General features: G+C 40.8%; 12 protein-coding genes. 7 read left to right on the forward strand and 5 right to left on the reverse strand.

Translation table 11 applies throughout. The features are described 5' to 3' along the window. Nucleotides 1–13: 13 nt before the first annotated feature. Together QL229_RS05670 and QL229_RS05675 are read right to left on the reverse strand one after the other, a co-directional pair. Nucleotides 14–397 carry a DUF3192 domain-containing protein gene (locus QL229_RS05670; protein ID WP_281546538.1) on the reverse strand — a complete coding sequence of 128 codons (384 nt, stop codon included), beginning with the start codon at nucleotides 395–397 and terminating at the stop codon, nucleotides 14–16. 159 nt (nucleotides 398–556) lie between these two features. Further along, nucleotides 557–1,501, reverse strand: a complete 945-nt coding sequence (locus QL229_RS05675) for a D-2-hydroxyacid dehydrogenase (protein WP_281546539.1) — start codon at nucleotides 1,499–1,501, stop codon at nucleotides 557–559. A gap of 94 nt (nucleotides 1,502–1,595) precedes the next feature. Between QL229_RS05675 and zntR the strand changes: the two genes are divergently transcribed. The 4 genes from zntR (at nucleotide 1,596) to QL229_RS05695 (ending at nucleotide 4,912) form a co-directional block, all read left to right on the forward strand. Beyond that, nucleotides 1,596–2,009 carry a Zn(2+)-responsive transcriptional regulator gene (zntR, locus tag QL229_RS05680; RefSeq protein ID WP_135926239.1) on the forward strand — a complete coding sequence of 138 codons (414 nt, stop codon included), beginning with the start codon at nucleotides 1,596–1,598 and terminating at the stop codon, nucleotides 2,007–2,009. Continuing rightward, a complete protein-coding gene (locus tag QL229_RS05685; RefSeq protein WP_281546540.1) occupies nucleotides 1,993–3,273 on the forward strand; it encodes an SO_0444 family Cu/Zn efflux transporter in 1,281 nt (426 codons plus the stop codon). Before zntR ends, QL229_RS05685 begins: the two co-directional genes overlap by 17 nt. Before the next feature lie 153 nt (nucleotides 3,274–3,426). Next, nucleotides 3,427–4,557 carry a 1-acyl-sn-glycerol-3-phosphate acyltransferase gene (locus QL229_RS05690; protein WP_135923594.1) on the forward strand — a complete coding sequence of 377 codons (1,131 nt, stop codon included), beginning with the start codon at nucleotides 3,427–3,429 and terminating at the stop codon, nucleotides 4,555–4,557. Nucleotides 4,558–4,666: 109 nt separating this feature from the next. Further along, nucleotides 4,667–4,912, forward strand: coding sequence for a DUF1289 domain-containing protein (locus QL229_RS05695; RefSeq protein WP_135926240.1), 246 nt, complete (start codon nucleotides 4,667–4,669; stop codon nucleotides 4,910–4,912). Here the strand turns inward: QL229_RS05695 and QL229_RS05700 are convergent. After that, on the reverse strand, nucleotides 4,909–5,610 hold the full coding sequence (locus QL229_RS05700) for a transporter substrate-binding domain-containing protein (protein ID WP_235381770.1): 702 nt from the start codon (nucleotides 5,608–5,610) through the stop codon (nucleotides 4,909–4,911). The two genes, QL229_RS05695 and QL229_RS05700, sit on opposite strands and share 4 nt — an antisense overlap. A 146-nt stretch (nucleotides 5,611–5,756) precedes the next feature. Here QL229_RS05700 and QL229_RS05705 point away from each other — a divergent pair, with 146 nt between their 5' ends. Genes QL229_RS05705 through QL229_RS05715 form a run of 3 tightly spaced genes read left to right on the forward strand, consistent with a single transcriptional unit; the run spans nucleotide 5,757 to nucleotide 10,905 of the window. Beyond that, a complete protein-coding gene (locus QL229_RS05705) occupies nucleotides 5,757–5,957 on the forward strand; it encodes a DUF3283 family protein (protein WP_135923595.1) in 201 nt (66 codons plus the stop codon). Nucleotide 5,958: 1 nt separating this feature from the next. Further along, nucleotides 5,959–6,384: a GNAT family N-acetyltransferase gene (locus QL229_RS05710; protein ID WP_135923596.1), complete on the forward strand. Its 426-nt coding sequence runs from the start codon at nucleotides 5,959–5,961 to the stop codon at nucleotides 6,382–6,384. Between the two features lie 15 nt (nucleotides 6,385–6,399). Continuing rightward, nucleotides 6,400–10,905, forward strand: coding sequence for an EAL domain-containing protein (locus QL229_RS05715; RefSeq protein ID WP_281546541.1), 4,506 nt, complete (start codon nucleotides 6,400–6,402; stop codon nucleotides 10,903–10,905). Nucleotides 10,906–10,931: 26 nt separating this feature from the next. Here the strand turns inward: QL229_RS05715 and QL229_RS05720 are convergent, their stop codons facing one another. Together QL229_RS05720 and QL229_RS05725 are read right to left on the reverse strand one after the other, a co-directional pair. Next, complete coding sequence (locus tag QL229_RS05720) at nucleotides 10,932–11,885, reverse strand: ion transporter (RefSeq protein WP_281546596.1); 954 nt, start codon at nucleotides 11,883–11,885, stop codon at nucleotides 10,932–10,934. 9 nt (nucleotides 11,886–11,894) lie between these two features. Then, nucleotides 11,895–14,564: a bifunctional acetate--CoA ligase family protein/GNAT family N-acetyltransferase gene (locus QL229_RS05725; protein WP_281546542.1), complete on the reverse strand. Its 2,670-nt coding sequence runs from the start codon at nucleotides 14,562–14,564 to the stop codon at nucleotides 11,895–11,897. Between the last annotated feature and the right edge of the window lie 121 nt (nucleotides 14,565–14,685).

Here is a 14,685-nt window from a genome sequence, read left to right on the forward strand (position 1 = left end):
TTTAGCTTGCTAATTAGCCGTTACTTAGCGATTGATAAATTGTATCGCCCACGCCGATTAACTTATCATTTTTAAATACTAAAGGTGTGCACTCATCTTTTGTCATCTTGCCATCTGAATGAATGCTATGCGTAACATAAAATAGCACTTGATATACATCATCACCTTGTTTTAGCAGCTCGGTAAAGTTAGGTGAATGAAGTTTGTTTAATACTGTTTGATAACTGGTATCGAGTGCAAGGTTAGAAATAATTTCACGATTATTTTTATGTTGCTTCTCCCAGCTTGATGAAGAACTACCAGCCCAATGTGTATCGGCTTCGCCATCTGAAACTGCAATAACGCAACCTGTTAAGAATGGAGCAGATAGTGCAGCGATTAGAAGAGCTTTTTTCATTTTTTTTATCCCTAGAAATTCGAGTTTAAGTGATTGTTAGGTAGCAATCAGCTTGCCAACTTTAAAAGTCTTTTTAAATCAATGTGTTGCCTGTTAGCTTACATGCGTGGTAGGCTAAATCAACACGTAGGTTAGTCTGTTTGACTAATTTGTTGTATTTTAGACTAATCTATTCCGTGGTTCGCCTTGGTTAAATGCTTGGATATTTAAAGCTATTTCGTTAACTAGGCGAGCGATTGATTCTTGGCTTGCCCATGCGATGTGTGGTGTGAGTAATAAGTTTGCGCCTCTGTATAGTGCCAGCGGGTTTGTTTGCTCTGCGGGTTCTTTACTAAGTACATCTACACCTGCGCCAGCAATGACATTATTAGCTAAAGCGTCAGCTAAATCGGCTTCATTGATAATCCCACCACGAGCGGTATTAATAATGATAGCTGACGATTTCATCATGCTTAATTCTGCCGCGGCTATTTGGTTGCGTGTTTCATCCGTTAGCGGGCAATGAACACTAATAATATCGGCTTTGCTTAGGGCATCATTAAAACTAACACGACCTTCACGAGGCGTATGACCTTTTCGCTCACTAATAATGACATTGGCACCAAAGGCACGCGCTACATCAGCCACTGCTTTACCTAATGACCCATAACCAACAATTGCCAATGTTTTGCCGGCAATTTCATTAAAGCTGTAATCTAAGCGACAAAACATTGGGCTTTGTTGCCATAAACCTTGCTGGCAATCATTAATGTATCTATGAGTATTACCCAATAAGTTAGTGATTAAGGTAAAGGTATGCTGCACCACGCTCGGTGTTGAATAGCCCGCCACATTTGTCACTGCAATGTTATGCTCTTTTGCTGCCTCTAAATCGATATTATTAGTGCCTGTTGCTGCAACGCATATTAATTTCAAATTAGTTAACTGGCTCATAGCGAGCTGATCAATCACTACTTTATTACTGATAATTACATCAGCATCTTGGCAGCGCTCAACAACTTGCTCTTGGGAAGTTAGATCGTAACAAGTTAATTTACCTAGCTGTGCTAAGGCATCTAACGAAGTGTTGGCTAATGTTGCTGCATCAAGGACAGTAATATTCATGTGCTTTCCTTTTTTAATTTATTGCTTGACCTTGGGGTGTACTCCAAGGTTTATAGTGAGCATAATAAATAAACGCTTCACAATGGAGACGGTGATGAAAATAGGTGAGTTTTCCCGCCAGTTGGGTGTCTCAACAGATACTCTAAGGTACTACGAAAAGCATGGTTTGTTAACGCCAAGTTCGCGTTCAGACGTGGGATATCGTTTTTATTCTGAGGATGACTATAAGCAAATGGCGTTTATTCTCAGAGCTAAGAATGTTGGCTTTAGTTTGGCTGAGATCAAAGAGTTGCTGCAAATTAAGTTTCATAAAGATCAGCACTCTTGCCATGAAGTTAAAGAGATGACGTTACAAAAGCGCGATCTCGTAGCACAAAGAATTGCGGAGCTTACCCGCTTTTATGACTCACTTTCATTATTGGCTGATAAGTGTTGTGGTGGTGAAGAACCCGCTGAAAACTGTTCAATACTAACGACGCTGGAGGATATCGATGGACTTACTCAGTAATTTTTGGCATCTGTTTTTACTCTCGGCGCCTTGGTTAATGCTGGGCTTATTCATAGCTGGTCTGTTAAATGTGTATTTGCCTGCCAACTTTCTTAACCGTCATTTAGGAAAAGAAGGGCTATGGACCACAGTTAAAGCGGCTTTTATTGGTGCTCCTATGCCATTGTGCTCATGTGGTGTGATCCCTGCTGCCATTGGTTTAAGAAGGGCGGGGGCGTCAAAAAGTGCCACCACCGCATTTTTAGTTTCAACCCCTGAAACGGGAGTCGATTCGGTCTCGGTATCTTATGTGTTACTAGGCCCATTTATGGCGGTGATACGTCCCATTGCGGCCGTGTGTAGTGCCATTGTGGCGGGTGTATTAGTGGGCAAAGACAGTGAGCTTCATCAACAGCAAAGCACAACAGCAAATAAAGAGAACACTAAAACAACCTCTTGTTGCAGCAGTAAACAGCCTGAGCCTATGACCACATCGAGTTGTTGCAGTAAAGAGGCGCCTGCTAAGCCCGCACAAAGTTGTTGCAGCAAGCAAACAACTAAAGAACTTGAGGCTGTTAAAACAACAAGTTGTTGTAGTAATAAAGGTTCACAAGCTACTCCAGAGCCGCAACAAAGTTGCGCAACTGAACAAGCAGTACCTTCGCAGAAAAGCTGTTGTAGCAGTGGGCAGCCAACTAAAGCCGTTGAAAGCCGCTTTGGTAAGCTGAAACGTGCTGTGAGCTTTAGTTGTAACAAGTTACTTGAAGACACCATGATTTGGTTAATGATTGGTTTATTCTTTGCCGCTTTAGTACAAACCTATGTTCCAGAATCTTATTTAAGCCAATGGGGCAGTGGCATACTTGCGATGCTTGTGGTTATTTTAATTAGTATTCCTATGTATATTTGCGCAACAGCCTCAACACCGATAGCTGCTGGACTATTACTCAGTGGTGTATCGCCTGGTGCAGTATTAGTTTTTATGTTGGCAGGCCCTGCTACAAATATTGCAACCTTAGGTGTTGTGGGTAAAGAACTAGGTAAGCGTGCTGTGGTTGCTTACTTAATAGGTGTGATTGCTACAGCGTTGGCATTTGGCTTTTTAACTGATTATTTAGTGACGCAATATGGTTTTGTGGTGGCACCGATGATAGGCGAAGAGCATGAAGTTTTACCGCATTGGCTAAGCTTTATATCGGGCATTGTATTGGCTACTTTAATGCTTAGATTAGTGTTAAAAATGGTTCTTAAAAAGTCCTCGCAAACTGGTAAGAGCATTGCATAATTACTTGTTATAAAAATATATTTTACTAACATTTGGCAAATAACTTGGTTAACTATCGCGTCTCGGTTCGCATTTAAAATTGCCTGAGTTATAATCCGCCAAATATTTAAACGGTGCGCTGTGCGTGCCGTTTTTTAACTTAAGTAGTTTTTAATGAGTGAAAGTGTGGATAAATACGCCGACATAAGACCTTACAATGATGATGAAGTCGCTGATTCAGTAGCACGTTTAATTGCTGATAATGCTTTTGTGGATGTAATTGCCAAATATAATCTACCGCGCTTTTTATCCTATTTTCCATTTATTACTCGCCCATTAGTGCGCAGCCAGCTGCGTAAAAAGTGGGGTAATACCTCATCGGTTGAGCAAGTACAGCATGAAGTGGCAGATTATTTAAATAAGTTAATCACCCGTACTACTTCTGAAGTGACGTTTTCGGGCATAGATAAACTAGATCCTAAACAAGCCTATTTATTTATCTCGAATCACCGAGATATCGTGCTTGACCCTGCATTGGTGAATTGGGGGTTGTTTAAGCACAATATGCCGACTGTTCGCATCGCAATTGGTGATAACTTACTGCAAATTCCTTATATCACTGAGTTAATGCGCTTAAACAAAAGCTTTATTGTGAAGCGCTCAGCGAAAGCACCTAAAGAGATGCTAAAAGCTTTGTCGCAGCTGTCTGCTTATATTTATGACTCGCTAGCTGAAGGTCACTCAATTTGGATAGCCCAAAAAGAAGGCCGAGCAAAAGATGGTTTTGACCAAACAGATCCAGCTTTACTTAAGATGTTGCAGTTACAAGGTCGTAAGCAGAAGAAAGAGTTTGCTGAATACGTGCGCGAACTAAAAATTGTGCCTGTGTCTATCTCTTATCAATACGAGCCGTGTGCGATAGCTAAAGCAAAAGAGCTTTATCATAAGCAGCAACATGGTCAGTATGTTAAACAACAAGGCGAAGATATTGCCAGCATTGTTGAAGGCTTTAGTACAGCTAAAGGACATGTGCATTTAGCCTTTGGTGAGCCAATTGAGTCAGGCTGTGAGTCACCTGAAGAGCTTGCAAAAACTATTGATCAGCAAATCGTTGATTCATTCTTTCTACACCCAGGTAACTATATTGCTGGTGGCTGTAAAGAAGCCGTTGTCGATAAAAAAGATGCAGAGGCATTTAATGCTCGCTTGGCAAAAGTACCCGATGAATTAAAGCCGCTAGTTCTTGCAATGTATGCGAAGCCTTTTCATCGTAAAGCAGAACTGACAAACAGTGAATTAGCCTAAATTTTTAGCGGCTAAAAATAGCGTTAGAAAGCCACTTTTATAAAGTGGCTTTTTTTATGGTTATTTTTCAGGCTATACTTTAGTTATGAACTCGTCACTGGCAAATATGATGCAACAAATTGAAATCTTTGAGATTCCAAGCCCTTGCAAAGGGATTTGTCAGGTTAACAATCGAGGGTATTGTAAAGGCTGTTATCGAAGCAGGGATGAACGCTTCTATTGGAATAAGTTTACTAATGCCGAAAAGCGTAAAGTAATTAGCTTGTGCCAACAGCGATATAAGCGTTACCTACAAAAAAAACAACAAGCAGAAAACCCACCGTCTTCTCCCTCGCAAGGTGGTTTTGATTTTTAAAATTCAGTTAAGTTGTATTTGGATTTTAGAAAATGCACTTTACCCTCTTCCTGCAATTTCTGAAGGGCGCGAGTGAGCTTAGGAATTAGTGCCTCATGGCGTTTATGAACGAAATGAAAGCTCTGCATAGGCATTAAAACTTCTTTATGAAAAGCTGCTTGATTAAAATCTGGGTGCTTTGTTTTGAGCATAAAATCTAGCAATATAGTGCCTTCAACACGCTTTTGGGTTAGTAAATTTAATTGTGCGGTAATATTTCGTACTTTAATAACATCTCCGCCGAATGGGTGTTTATCGATGTAACTTTGGGCAGCAGGATAACTTGATTGAATTGCTAATGATTTTAACTCTTTATAGCGACAGTGTTGGCAATTTTTTAATAGCACAAGATTAAAATCAAAAAGCGGGAAATCAACTTTTAGTAGGTTTGGGTAGTCATCTTTTACATCTGCAATACGGCCTAGTTGACCATCTAAAATACCATTATTGGCTGCTATTAGGGCACTTTGGTGATTAAAATCAATGATATGTACTTCATAACCTATTTCTTTGTAGGCCATTTTAAGTAAATCAATAACATAACGTGCTTGTGGGGTATCCGCTGGTCGATTGAAAATTAATAGGTTCGAGCTAGCACTAGCAGGAAGGCAAAAAAGCAATAAGACTAGCGCAAATCTGAGAAGCAGATATTTTGACAATGTGCATTCCTTGCGTGTTTAAAAAATCGCCGTTAATTTACTGGTATGTGCTACCAAAATCAAGGTTAATCGTATGGCATTAGGCTAAACAGACCAATAAAAAATGCTATACTTGCCACTATTAATTTTTTAGTTGTTGTGAATATATGAGTTTTAATTTATGTAAGTTGCCACGAGAGCAAAAGTATCAAATACAACTGGACTATGAAGCCTCTTTTTGGGCTTACCAAATAAAGCGAGGTAAAAATACGCGGGAGGGGGTATACACAACAATTAACAGTCGCCCAATGTCAGAACAAGCATTTTTGAAGCAGCAGTTTGAGCATTATCTTGCACTTATGAGCTGATATGACTGCGCTAAAGTTTTGTCTTCTTGAACCAATAAAAACACCGTTAGTTAATAAGTTTTATGATAAACATGGTGCTCGAGGGCGAGCCTGCAAAGCAGACCAAGTATGGGTTTGCTATTCTGGTCTTGAGATTATTGCAGCATGTCGAATACAAAATCAATCGGGGTCTTTGTTTTTATCAACACTCTATGTTGATGATGCATGGCGAGGTCAAAAGATTGCTTCTCAATTACTTACGACGTTAATTACAGCACAAAACGCGCCTATATTTACTTTTGCATACCAAAATCTGATTGATTTTTATGTACAAAATGGGTTTAACTGTACATTAACATTACCCAATTCTTTGCAATCGTTGTTTGAGTTATATGCGCATCGAAATATAGTTGCGATGCACTGTACACGACACACAGTGCCAAGTTAGCAATTTGGAACGTCAATGACACAGTTCTTTTCCATCATCGTGCTGTTTGTATTTTTTATCTGTGGCTTGTTTAGTCAGCCAGCATTTGCACAGGTAAAGCGTTTATCTACCAGCGAAGGCTTATCGCAAAGCTATGTCAATACTATGCTGATCGATGATAGTGGTTACCTATGGCTATCGACCGAAGGTGGCCTAAACCGTTACGATGGCTATCAAGTTGTGCATATTAAAGGCCCTAATGGCGAGCTAGAAGACGCTATTATCGACCGCATCTACCAAGATCCCCAGGGTTATATTTGGATTGCATCATTGCAAGCGGGTTTATTTCGTTACGATCCTAACACCGATAGTTATCAACAATTTATTGCAAAACCAACTACCGAAGAACAGATTTTCAGCGAGTCTGTGTTTAGCATGGTCGCTCTTGATGATAAGACGCTTTGGCTTGGACGTGGTTGGGATTTTGCAAAACTAGACTTAGAAACTAAACAAGTAACAACAATTTTTGAAATACCAGATCGAGTTAGAAGTAGTGTCATTCGCGATTTGTACCCGTACAAAGGCTTCATTTTTATAGGTACCAGCAATGGGGCGTTTGTGTATGAAATTGCGTCAGGTAAATATCGAAAACTTGACCATCTCCAACAAGAACCAACTCATATTTATCAAAACTATGTAAAGTCATTCGCAGTTGTTGACGAGCAAACATTATTGGTTGGTGCTGTTAGGGGCTTGTATCAGATTGATATAAGTCATTTAGATGAAATGTTTGCCTCTCCCGAGCTTGCTTTTAGCAGTAAAACCTTAATTGATGATTTAAATATTTGGACGATAACTCCGAAGGAAACATCAATAACTTTAGGCACTGATAAAGGGTTATTCGAATTTACTCCATCGAATAATGAGCTTGTAAAAAGTACGCGTTTAAAAGATAGCGGATACACACTCGCTGATACGAGTATTATTGATTTAGTTGAGGACAAATCAGGCGGTATGTGGTTGGCGACTAAAAATGATGGAGCCTTTTACTTACCTTATGATAATTATAATTTTAGCAATGTAGTAGCAAACTCAATAAAGGGAGATGGGTTATCTCATCATTCTATATGGGGAATTACTGAGTTTCAGGACAGAGTTTGGCTTGCTACCCATAATGGTTTAACAGCCATTAATTTGGATACCTACGAAAGCGAGGTGTTTTTAAAAGATTACCAAGTGGATCTTATCACCACAGAGTTTACCATCTATCAGGTGATGCCTTACAAAGATAAGCTGTGGTTACACAGTAATCGTGGGATCATGAGTTTTGATCCAAAAACAGGCCAAGCGACCCCGGTGAAAACCGCAGATCCAGAGCAACAAAAATTAATAAACGATTGGGTCCACGGTGTATTATTGATGCCATCTGGGGAGCTATTTTACGTTCACCCTGACTACGGCATGTTTGTTTATAATATTGAAACTCAAGTAATTACCCGTTTGGCAGGGCAGTTTGATGAATTTGAGCCTTTCCTAGCCTATGGATTCTTACCTGCTTTAACAACTAAGCCTGATTCGCCACTATTCTATAATGCCGGCATTCTGTATCAAGTTGATCCTGATACATACGAGCTAACCACTATTTATACAGTTCCAGAACAACATGAGAATGTTGCTGTTAATGTGATGTCGTACATCATAGATAACAACAATGTACTGTGGTTGTCGTTATCTAATTTCGGTTTGATTGGCTTAGATGCTGATACTTATGAGCATATTTTCACGATTGACCTAGAAAAAAACAAACTGGGTACATTGCTCTACGACATGGTGCTTGATGAGGCCGGTATGATCTGGATGAGTAGTCACAAAGGGTTGTGGCGATTAAATCCAGAAAACTTGCATTTTCAGCAGTTTACCGGTGCAGAAGGGTTGTTCTCAACAGAGTTTAATAGTGGCGCATTTACCAAGCTAAAATCTGGGCAGATAGTTTATGGTACTTTAAAAGGGTTTACCTATTTTTATCCGATGGATAACCACTACCAGCAAGCGCTGATTGATCATGTCAATATTACTAACCTTGATCTAATGTCTCGCGATTTGCCTGCTGAGTTAAAACAGCCTATCGACAGTGTTGTCCTTGAGCATGATGATATTGGTCTTGAGGTGGCTTTTTCGGCGATGGCATTTAATTATCAAGAACGTATCATTTATGAGTACCAACTAGGTGATGGACAAAAAACATATACGCGCAATAACAATCGTGTTCTTTTTCCAAAACTAAGTGCAGGAAAGTACCATCTTAAGGTATGGGCAAAAGACCCAGTTACGGGGGACCTGACTCCGCCTGCTATTTTAAATATCGAAGTAAAGTACCCACCTTGGCGAGCCCCACATGTCATTGTATTGTACTTAATTTTGATAGTTTTAATTATTGCTGCATGGGTATTTAGACGTAATCGCATGCAGAAAATTTTGCTGGCCGCTCATAAAGAAAGCCAAGAAAGTGAAGCGCGGTTAAAGCTTGCTTTAGAGGGAAGTCATTCAGGGGTGTGGGATTGGTCGTCACAAAGCCCTATTATTTATCAACCTCGTCTTAGGAACGAGCTGGGCTATGATACCGACAGTGTTAATTTAGATGACTATTTAGCAAAAATTCATCCGCATGATAAGCAAACTTTCCGATTGGAATGGCTGGAGTTTTTATCCACTCAAAAAGGTTACTTTAATTGTACTTACCGATTACGTCATGCCGATGGTCAATGGCGATGGTACAAAGATTTTGGCAAAGTGGTCGAATGGCAAGGCACAGCCCCTGAAAAAGTAGCGGGCACGTACACGAATATGACGCGTGAGTTAGTGTTTGAAGAGAATGCTCGTCTCTTTGGTGCTGCCTTTGAACAAACGAGAGACTGGGTATTTATCATAGATAAAAACCTGCGTATCCGCGCCACAAATAAATCACTTCAAGATGCCTTTGATTTTCCCGCAGAGCCGCGCTCAAGCCGCTCTTTAACGCTGGGATTACCTGTATCGGCTCGGATCAATTACTTACGAGTTATGCAAAACCTACAATCGGGTGAGCATTATTCCGCCGAAGATGTCGTGGTTGTGGCAAACGGTGAGAAACGACAAGTATTGATTAAAATTAGTGCTGTAGCAGGTAGCAATCGTCAGCTCGATAGTTATGTGATCATTGTTACTGACATCAGTGCACAAAAACTAGCAGAAAGTGAACTACATATTTTAGCAAACTATGATGCGCTTACTGGTTTACCAAATAAAACATTATTTAATGACCGTGTGAATCATGCGATTGAGCAAGCTGATTATCATAAAACCAAAGTTGCCTTATTAAATGTTAATATCAAGCGCTTTAAATACTTTAATGACTCACTTGGGCGCGAAGAATCTGATGAATTAATTAAACGAGTAGCTCAGCGGTTAAAAAATGTGCTTCGACCTCAAGATAGTATTGCGCGATTTGATGGCGATGAGTTTGTGATTCTAGCTGAAGATTACAAACAAATAGATGAGTTATTGTTACTGTGTGCCAAAGTGATGGACTCAGTAGAAAAACACATAGAGCTAAGTCAGCAAGCCGTTAAGGTTAATCTGAGCGTTGGGGTGGCCGTATACCCAGATGATGCAAGCGGGACTAAAGCGTTGTTAAAAGCGGCAAACGTTGCTTTATATCATGCTAAGCGTCATGTAGAGGGGTGTTATCAATTTTATAAACAAGAGATGAATTTACAGGTTCAGCGTACATTGCATCTTGAATCGCAATTGAGTAAAGCTTACCTAGAGCATGAGTTTTGCAATTATTACCAACCAATAGTCAGTGCAAAAACTCATCAAGTCGCTGGTTTAGAAGTGTTACTTCGCTGGCCTAGTAATGATGTATATAGCCCTGAAGATTTTGCTAATGCGGCAGAAAGTTCAGGACTGATCACCAAAATAATGTTGCAAACGTTATCGCGAGCTCTTATTGAGTTGCGTCAGTGGCACATAACTCATCCTGAACTGTATATCTCAATTAATTTATCGGCCCTTGATTTTGAAAGTGTGAACTTAGTTGCCAATATTGAACACACTCTCAATGCCATAAAAGTACCGGCCAGTGCTGTCGTGTTTGAAATTACCGAGTCGGTGATGATGCGAGATTCAGAAAAAGCTCAACAAAGCATGGAGAAATTAAAGCAGCTAGGCTGTCGTATTTATATGGATGACTTTGGTACAGGTTATGCCTCGTTAACCTATTTGAAGCGTTTCCCGGTTGATGTGCTGAAAATTGATAAAAGTTTCGTTAATGATATTGGTGTTGATAAAGGTGATGAGGCAATTATCAACTCAACTCTAACCTTGGCAAAAAGTTTAGGAAAAGAGTGCGTCGCAGAGGGCGTAGAAACAATCCAACAGCTACGTTTTTTACAGGCAAAAGACTGTGAGTATTTTCAAGGTTATTTATTTAGTAAACCGGTACCTGGTGATGCAATAGGGCCGCTTTTAGATAAGAGTTGGCGTCAAGAGTTTCAGGGATAAAGTTACTGACTTTATCCCTTTAATTATTAATCTTGGCGTTTACCGCAGTGACGGCAATACAGGTTGCGATTGCGGTTTTTAAGTTCGTTATGAATCGCTTTATTTGCCTCTTGCTGACTTAAACCCAGCTTATAACGTAGGTTTTCTAAGTGTTCTTCTTCAACAGGCGATAAGTGCCCATCTTCAACTGCTTCGTGTACTGCATCGGTAAATACTTGTCTACGTTTACGTAACTGCTCAGAAAAGCTTGAAGCTAGCAAACCGGTTGGAATAGCCACCATGCCCATACTCACTAGTGTAATGACACCACCAAATAAGCGACCTAGGGGAGTCACAGGCACGACATCGCCATAACCAACGGTTGTTAGTGTTACCATTGCCCACCACATTGCAGCAGGGATAGAGCCAAATTTATCGGGCTGTACATCGTGTTCAATTAAATAAATACCGCATGAGGCAATTATTAGCACCACGGCCATAATAAAAAACGCCGCAAGTAGTGAGCTGCTTTCCTCTTTGAATGAGTTTAAGAGTAGTTGCATCGCCCTTGAATAGCGTGTGAGCTTAAAGATACGCATTAACCTAAGCACCCGTAAGAAGCGTAAATCAACACTCACAAAGACCATCAGAATGGTAGGTAAAATTGCGATAAGGTCAATCAGCGCCAACGGCGAAAAGAAATATTTAATGCGAATTTTTGAATTTGTTAACGGGCTTTCTTTATGCACGCTTTTATCTACACAAGACCAAAGCCTGAGCACATATTCTAAGGTGAAGATACCGACAGAAACCAGCTCAATCATTAAAAATTCATGATGATATTGCTTTGCTAAAGGAGCAACCGACTCCAACACAATCGCAATTACATTGACCATAATCAACGACATCAAAAACACGTCAAGTGCGCGTCCTATACGCCGGTATTTGCCATTACCTTCAAAAACTCGTGCAGTGTAATTTCTTAAACGATGCAAAATAATGATCCAGTTTTAGTTTAGTTTTAGCACCATATTAATGCTGCCTTCTTCAAAGTCGCGGGTGATCTTAAACCCGAGCTTTCGTGCCAGTTCAATCATGCCGGTGTTTTCCGGCAAAGTAATGCCTGCAATTTGTTTAACGCCTTGGTTTTTACAATGCTCAATCGCCGCATTCATTAATATTGTACCAAGCCCTAAACCTTGGCAATCAGAGCGCACCACAATTGCAAACTCAGCATCGAGCTTGTCAGGATCCATCAATACACGAGATACACCTAATGTGCAGGCTGAGCCATTTTGTTCTTGGCTAACAATAAACGCCATTTCTCGGTCGTAATCGATTTGTGTCATTTTTGCGAGTTGATCATGATTAAATTGCGGTAATTCACCGAAGAAACGCTTATATCTGTCTTCTTTACTTAATGATTGATCAAACTCTAAGTGTGCTTGCTCATCTTCCGGTTTAATGGGCCTTAGCTGTGCTTGGGTATTGTTTTTAAGGGTTACTTCTTTAACTAATTCAATCGGGTAGGGGCGAATGCACAAACGTTTACGGTTCGCTTTTGCTTTATAACGGCTAAGGCCAATGGTCGCATCAAGTACCAAAAACTGCCCGTTGCTGGCTAAAATAGGATTTAGCTCAACACTGGTAATATCAGGTTGGTCGATAACAAGCTGTGAGATACGAGTAAGTAGGGCGCATAAACGGTATTTATCGACTTTTTCTGGTAGTACGCGGTCTTTAAGTACGCCTTTATCGTGCGCCGCAGCAATCAGGTATTTTGCCAAGTTCATATTTAGTGGTGGTAATGCCACTGCGGCTTGAGCGAACTCAAGTCCGGTGCCTGCTTCACCCAGTAAGATCACCGGGCCAAAGTTCGGCTCTGTTTTAATAGCGATGCGCAGTTCATTAGCACCTGCTCGCGGCGCCATCTTTTGCAATGAAAAGCCTTCAATATGTGCATCAGGGTAGGTGTTTTTGATTCGTAGCAGCATGGCAAAGGCTGTTTGCTCAACTTCTTGCGCATCATTTAAATTAAGTACCACACCTCCGACTTCTGATTTAGAAGGAATACTTGGGCTAATAAGTTTCAACGCTACCGGAAAACCTAGCTCTATGGCTTGTTCTTTGGCTTCAGTTGGCGTGTAAGCAACCTCAGTTTGAATACAATCAATACCATAATGAGTGAGAATTTGGCTTGCTTCATGGGTTGATAAATAGCTTTGCTCTTCGGCTAAAAACTCATTCACTACAGCCCGAGCTGCGTCTTTATTTATTTTTGCATCATCGGTGTTTGACTCTGGCGTTTGCGTTAAATGCTTTTGGTTACGACGATAACTTACTAAGTGCATAAAGGCACCAACTGCACCTTCAGGTGTACGGTAGGTCGGAATGGCATTATTAGCGCAGACCTTTCGCGCAGCATACGCGGCATCTTCACCCATAAAATTAGTCATAACATAAGGGCGAGCCATCTTCGGGATTTTCTCTAAGGTTTCGACAATGATCTCAGCATAATCTTCACTCGGTGCAAGCGCTGATGGGGTATGAATGATCAGCAGGTTTTTAACTTCTTTAGCTTGCAATAAGATTTCTAACGCTTGTTGATAGCGTCTTGGCGCTGAGTCGCCAAAAATATCCACCGGATTTGAGGTCATCTCCGATTGCGGGATAACCTTATTAAGAGCAGCTCTGGTCTCGTCGCTGAGCTCAGCCAGCTTACCTGAGCTTTGTAATAGCGTATCAACGGCCATGACACCTGGGCCGCCGCCATTGGTTAAAATAGTCAGTTGTTCGACTTTAAGTAATTTGGGGTGCATTGCTAGCGTTTGTGTAGCAGCAAAAAGCTCTCGTAGGTCGTTTACTCTTAACATACCCGCTCGTTGGAATAGCGCATCATAGACCGCATCTGAGCTTTGTTTGCCACCGGTATGGATCTCTGCGGCAAGCGCTCCAGCACTGGTTTTACCGGTTTTAATAGCAATTACGGGTTTACTAAACGCAGCGGCTCGCGCTGCAGAAATAAAGCTGCGAATATCTTCAATATTATCGATATACAACAAGATGGCCTTGGTTTTAGCATCTCGGCCTAAAAAGTCGAGTAACTCATCAAAGTCGATATCTAGGCAATCACCCACAGACACAAAATATGAAAAGCCTATCTCTTTGTTTTTCGCCCAATCAAGAATGGTTGAGCAAACAGCAGCTGATTGCGATACAAAGGCGAGCTTTCCAGGGCTTGCAACTGTATGTGAAAAACTGGCATTTAAGCCAATATGAGGAATGAGTAAGCCCAAGCAATTTGGCCCAAGCAAAGATACATTAGCTGCAAGGGCAGCTTCTTTCAGTGCTTGTTTTTGTTCTACGTTTAATCCCGCAGCAATTACCACTGCATGTTTGCAGCCAAGCTCACCAAGCTCATTAATGATGTTAATTAAGGTTTTCTTGTTAGTACAAATAACCGCAAGGTCGGGTACTTTTGGTAACGCTGCTATACTTGGATAAGCTAATACACCATGTACAGCACTGTGATTTAAACTAACAGGCATGATAGGGCCTTTAAAACCCCCTTGCAGCAGATTGCGCATCACCACAAAGCCAGCACGATTTGGAGAGTTAGAGGCGCCAATTACAGCGACCGATTTAGGGTTAAAAAATTGGCTAATACGTTTAACGCTCATGCTGTTTCCTTTGCTTGCGCTGTTTGTTAAAACTTCAGGGTCTGTTAAGTTTAATACACCCAAACTAGAACCGACACGCTTCTAAAGTATTAATAGTTATACTCATAAGATAACCTGTTTA

The sequence above is a fragment of the Pseudoalteromonas sp. PAR1 genome (assembly GCF_947311895.1).
GTDB classification, from domain to species: Bacteria; Pseudomonadota; Gammaproteobacteria; order Enterobacterales; family Alteromonadaceae; genus Pseudoalteromonas; species Pseudoalteromonas lipolytica_C.

Excerpts from the sequence above, each read along its gene's own strand:
- QL229_RS05670 (WP_281546538.1), bottom strand. The coding sequence starts at position 397 with ATGAAAAAAGCTCTTCTAATCGCTGCACTATCTGCTCCATTCTTAACA.
- QL229_RS05675 (WP_281546539.1), bottom strand. The coding sequence starts at position 1,501 with ATGAATATTACTGTCCTTGATGCAGCAACATTAGCCAACACTTCGTTA.
- zntR (WP_135926239.1), top strand. The coding sequence starts at position 1,596 with ATGAAAATAGGTGAGTTTTCCCGCCAGTTGGGTGTCTCAACAGATACT.
- QL229_RS05685 (WP_281546540.1), top strand. The coding sequence starts at position 1,993 with ATGGACTTACTCAGTAATTTTTGGCATCTGTTTTTACTCTCGGCGCCT.
- QL229_RS05690 (WP_135923594.1), top strand. The coding sequence starts at position 3,427 with ATGAGTGAAAGTGTGGATAAATACGCCGACATAAGACCTTACAATGAT.
- QL229_RS05695 (WP_135926240.1), top strand. The coding sequence starts at position 4,667 with ATGCAACAAATTGAAATCTTTGAGATTCCAAGCCCTTGCAAAGGGATT.
- QL229_RS05705 (WP_135923595.1), top strand. The coding sequence starts at position 5,757 with ATGAGTTTTAATTTATGTAAGTTGCCACGAGAGCAAAAGTATCAAATA.
- QL229_RS05710 (WP_135923596.1), top strand. The coding sequence starts at position 5,959 with ATGACTGCGCTAAAGTTTTGTCTTCTTGAACCAATAAAAACACCGTTA.
- QL229_RS05715 (WP_281546541.1), top strand. The coding sequence starts at position 6,400 with ATGACACAGTTCTTTTCCATCATCGTGCTGTTTGTATTTTTTATCTGT.
- QL229_RS05725 (WP_281546542.1), bottom strand. The coding sequence starts at position 14,564 with ATGAGCGTTAAACGTATTAGCCAATTTTTTAACCCTAAATCGGTCGCT.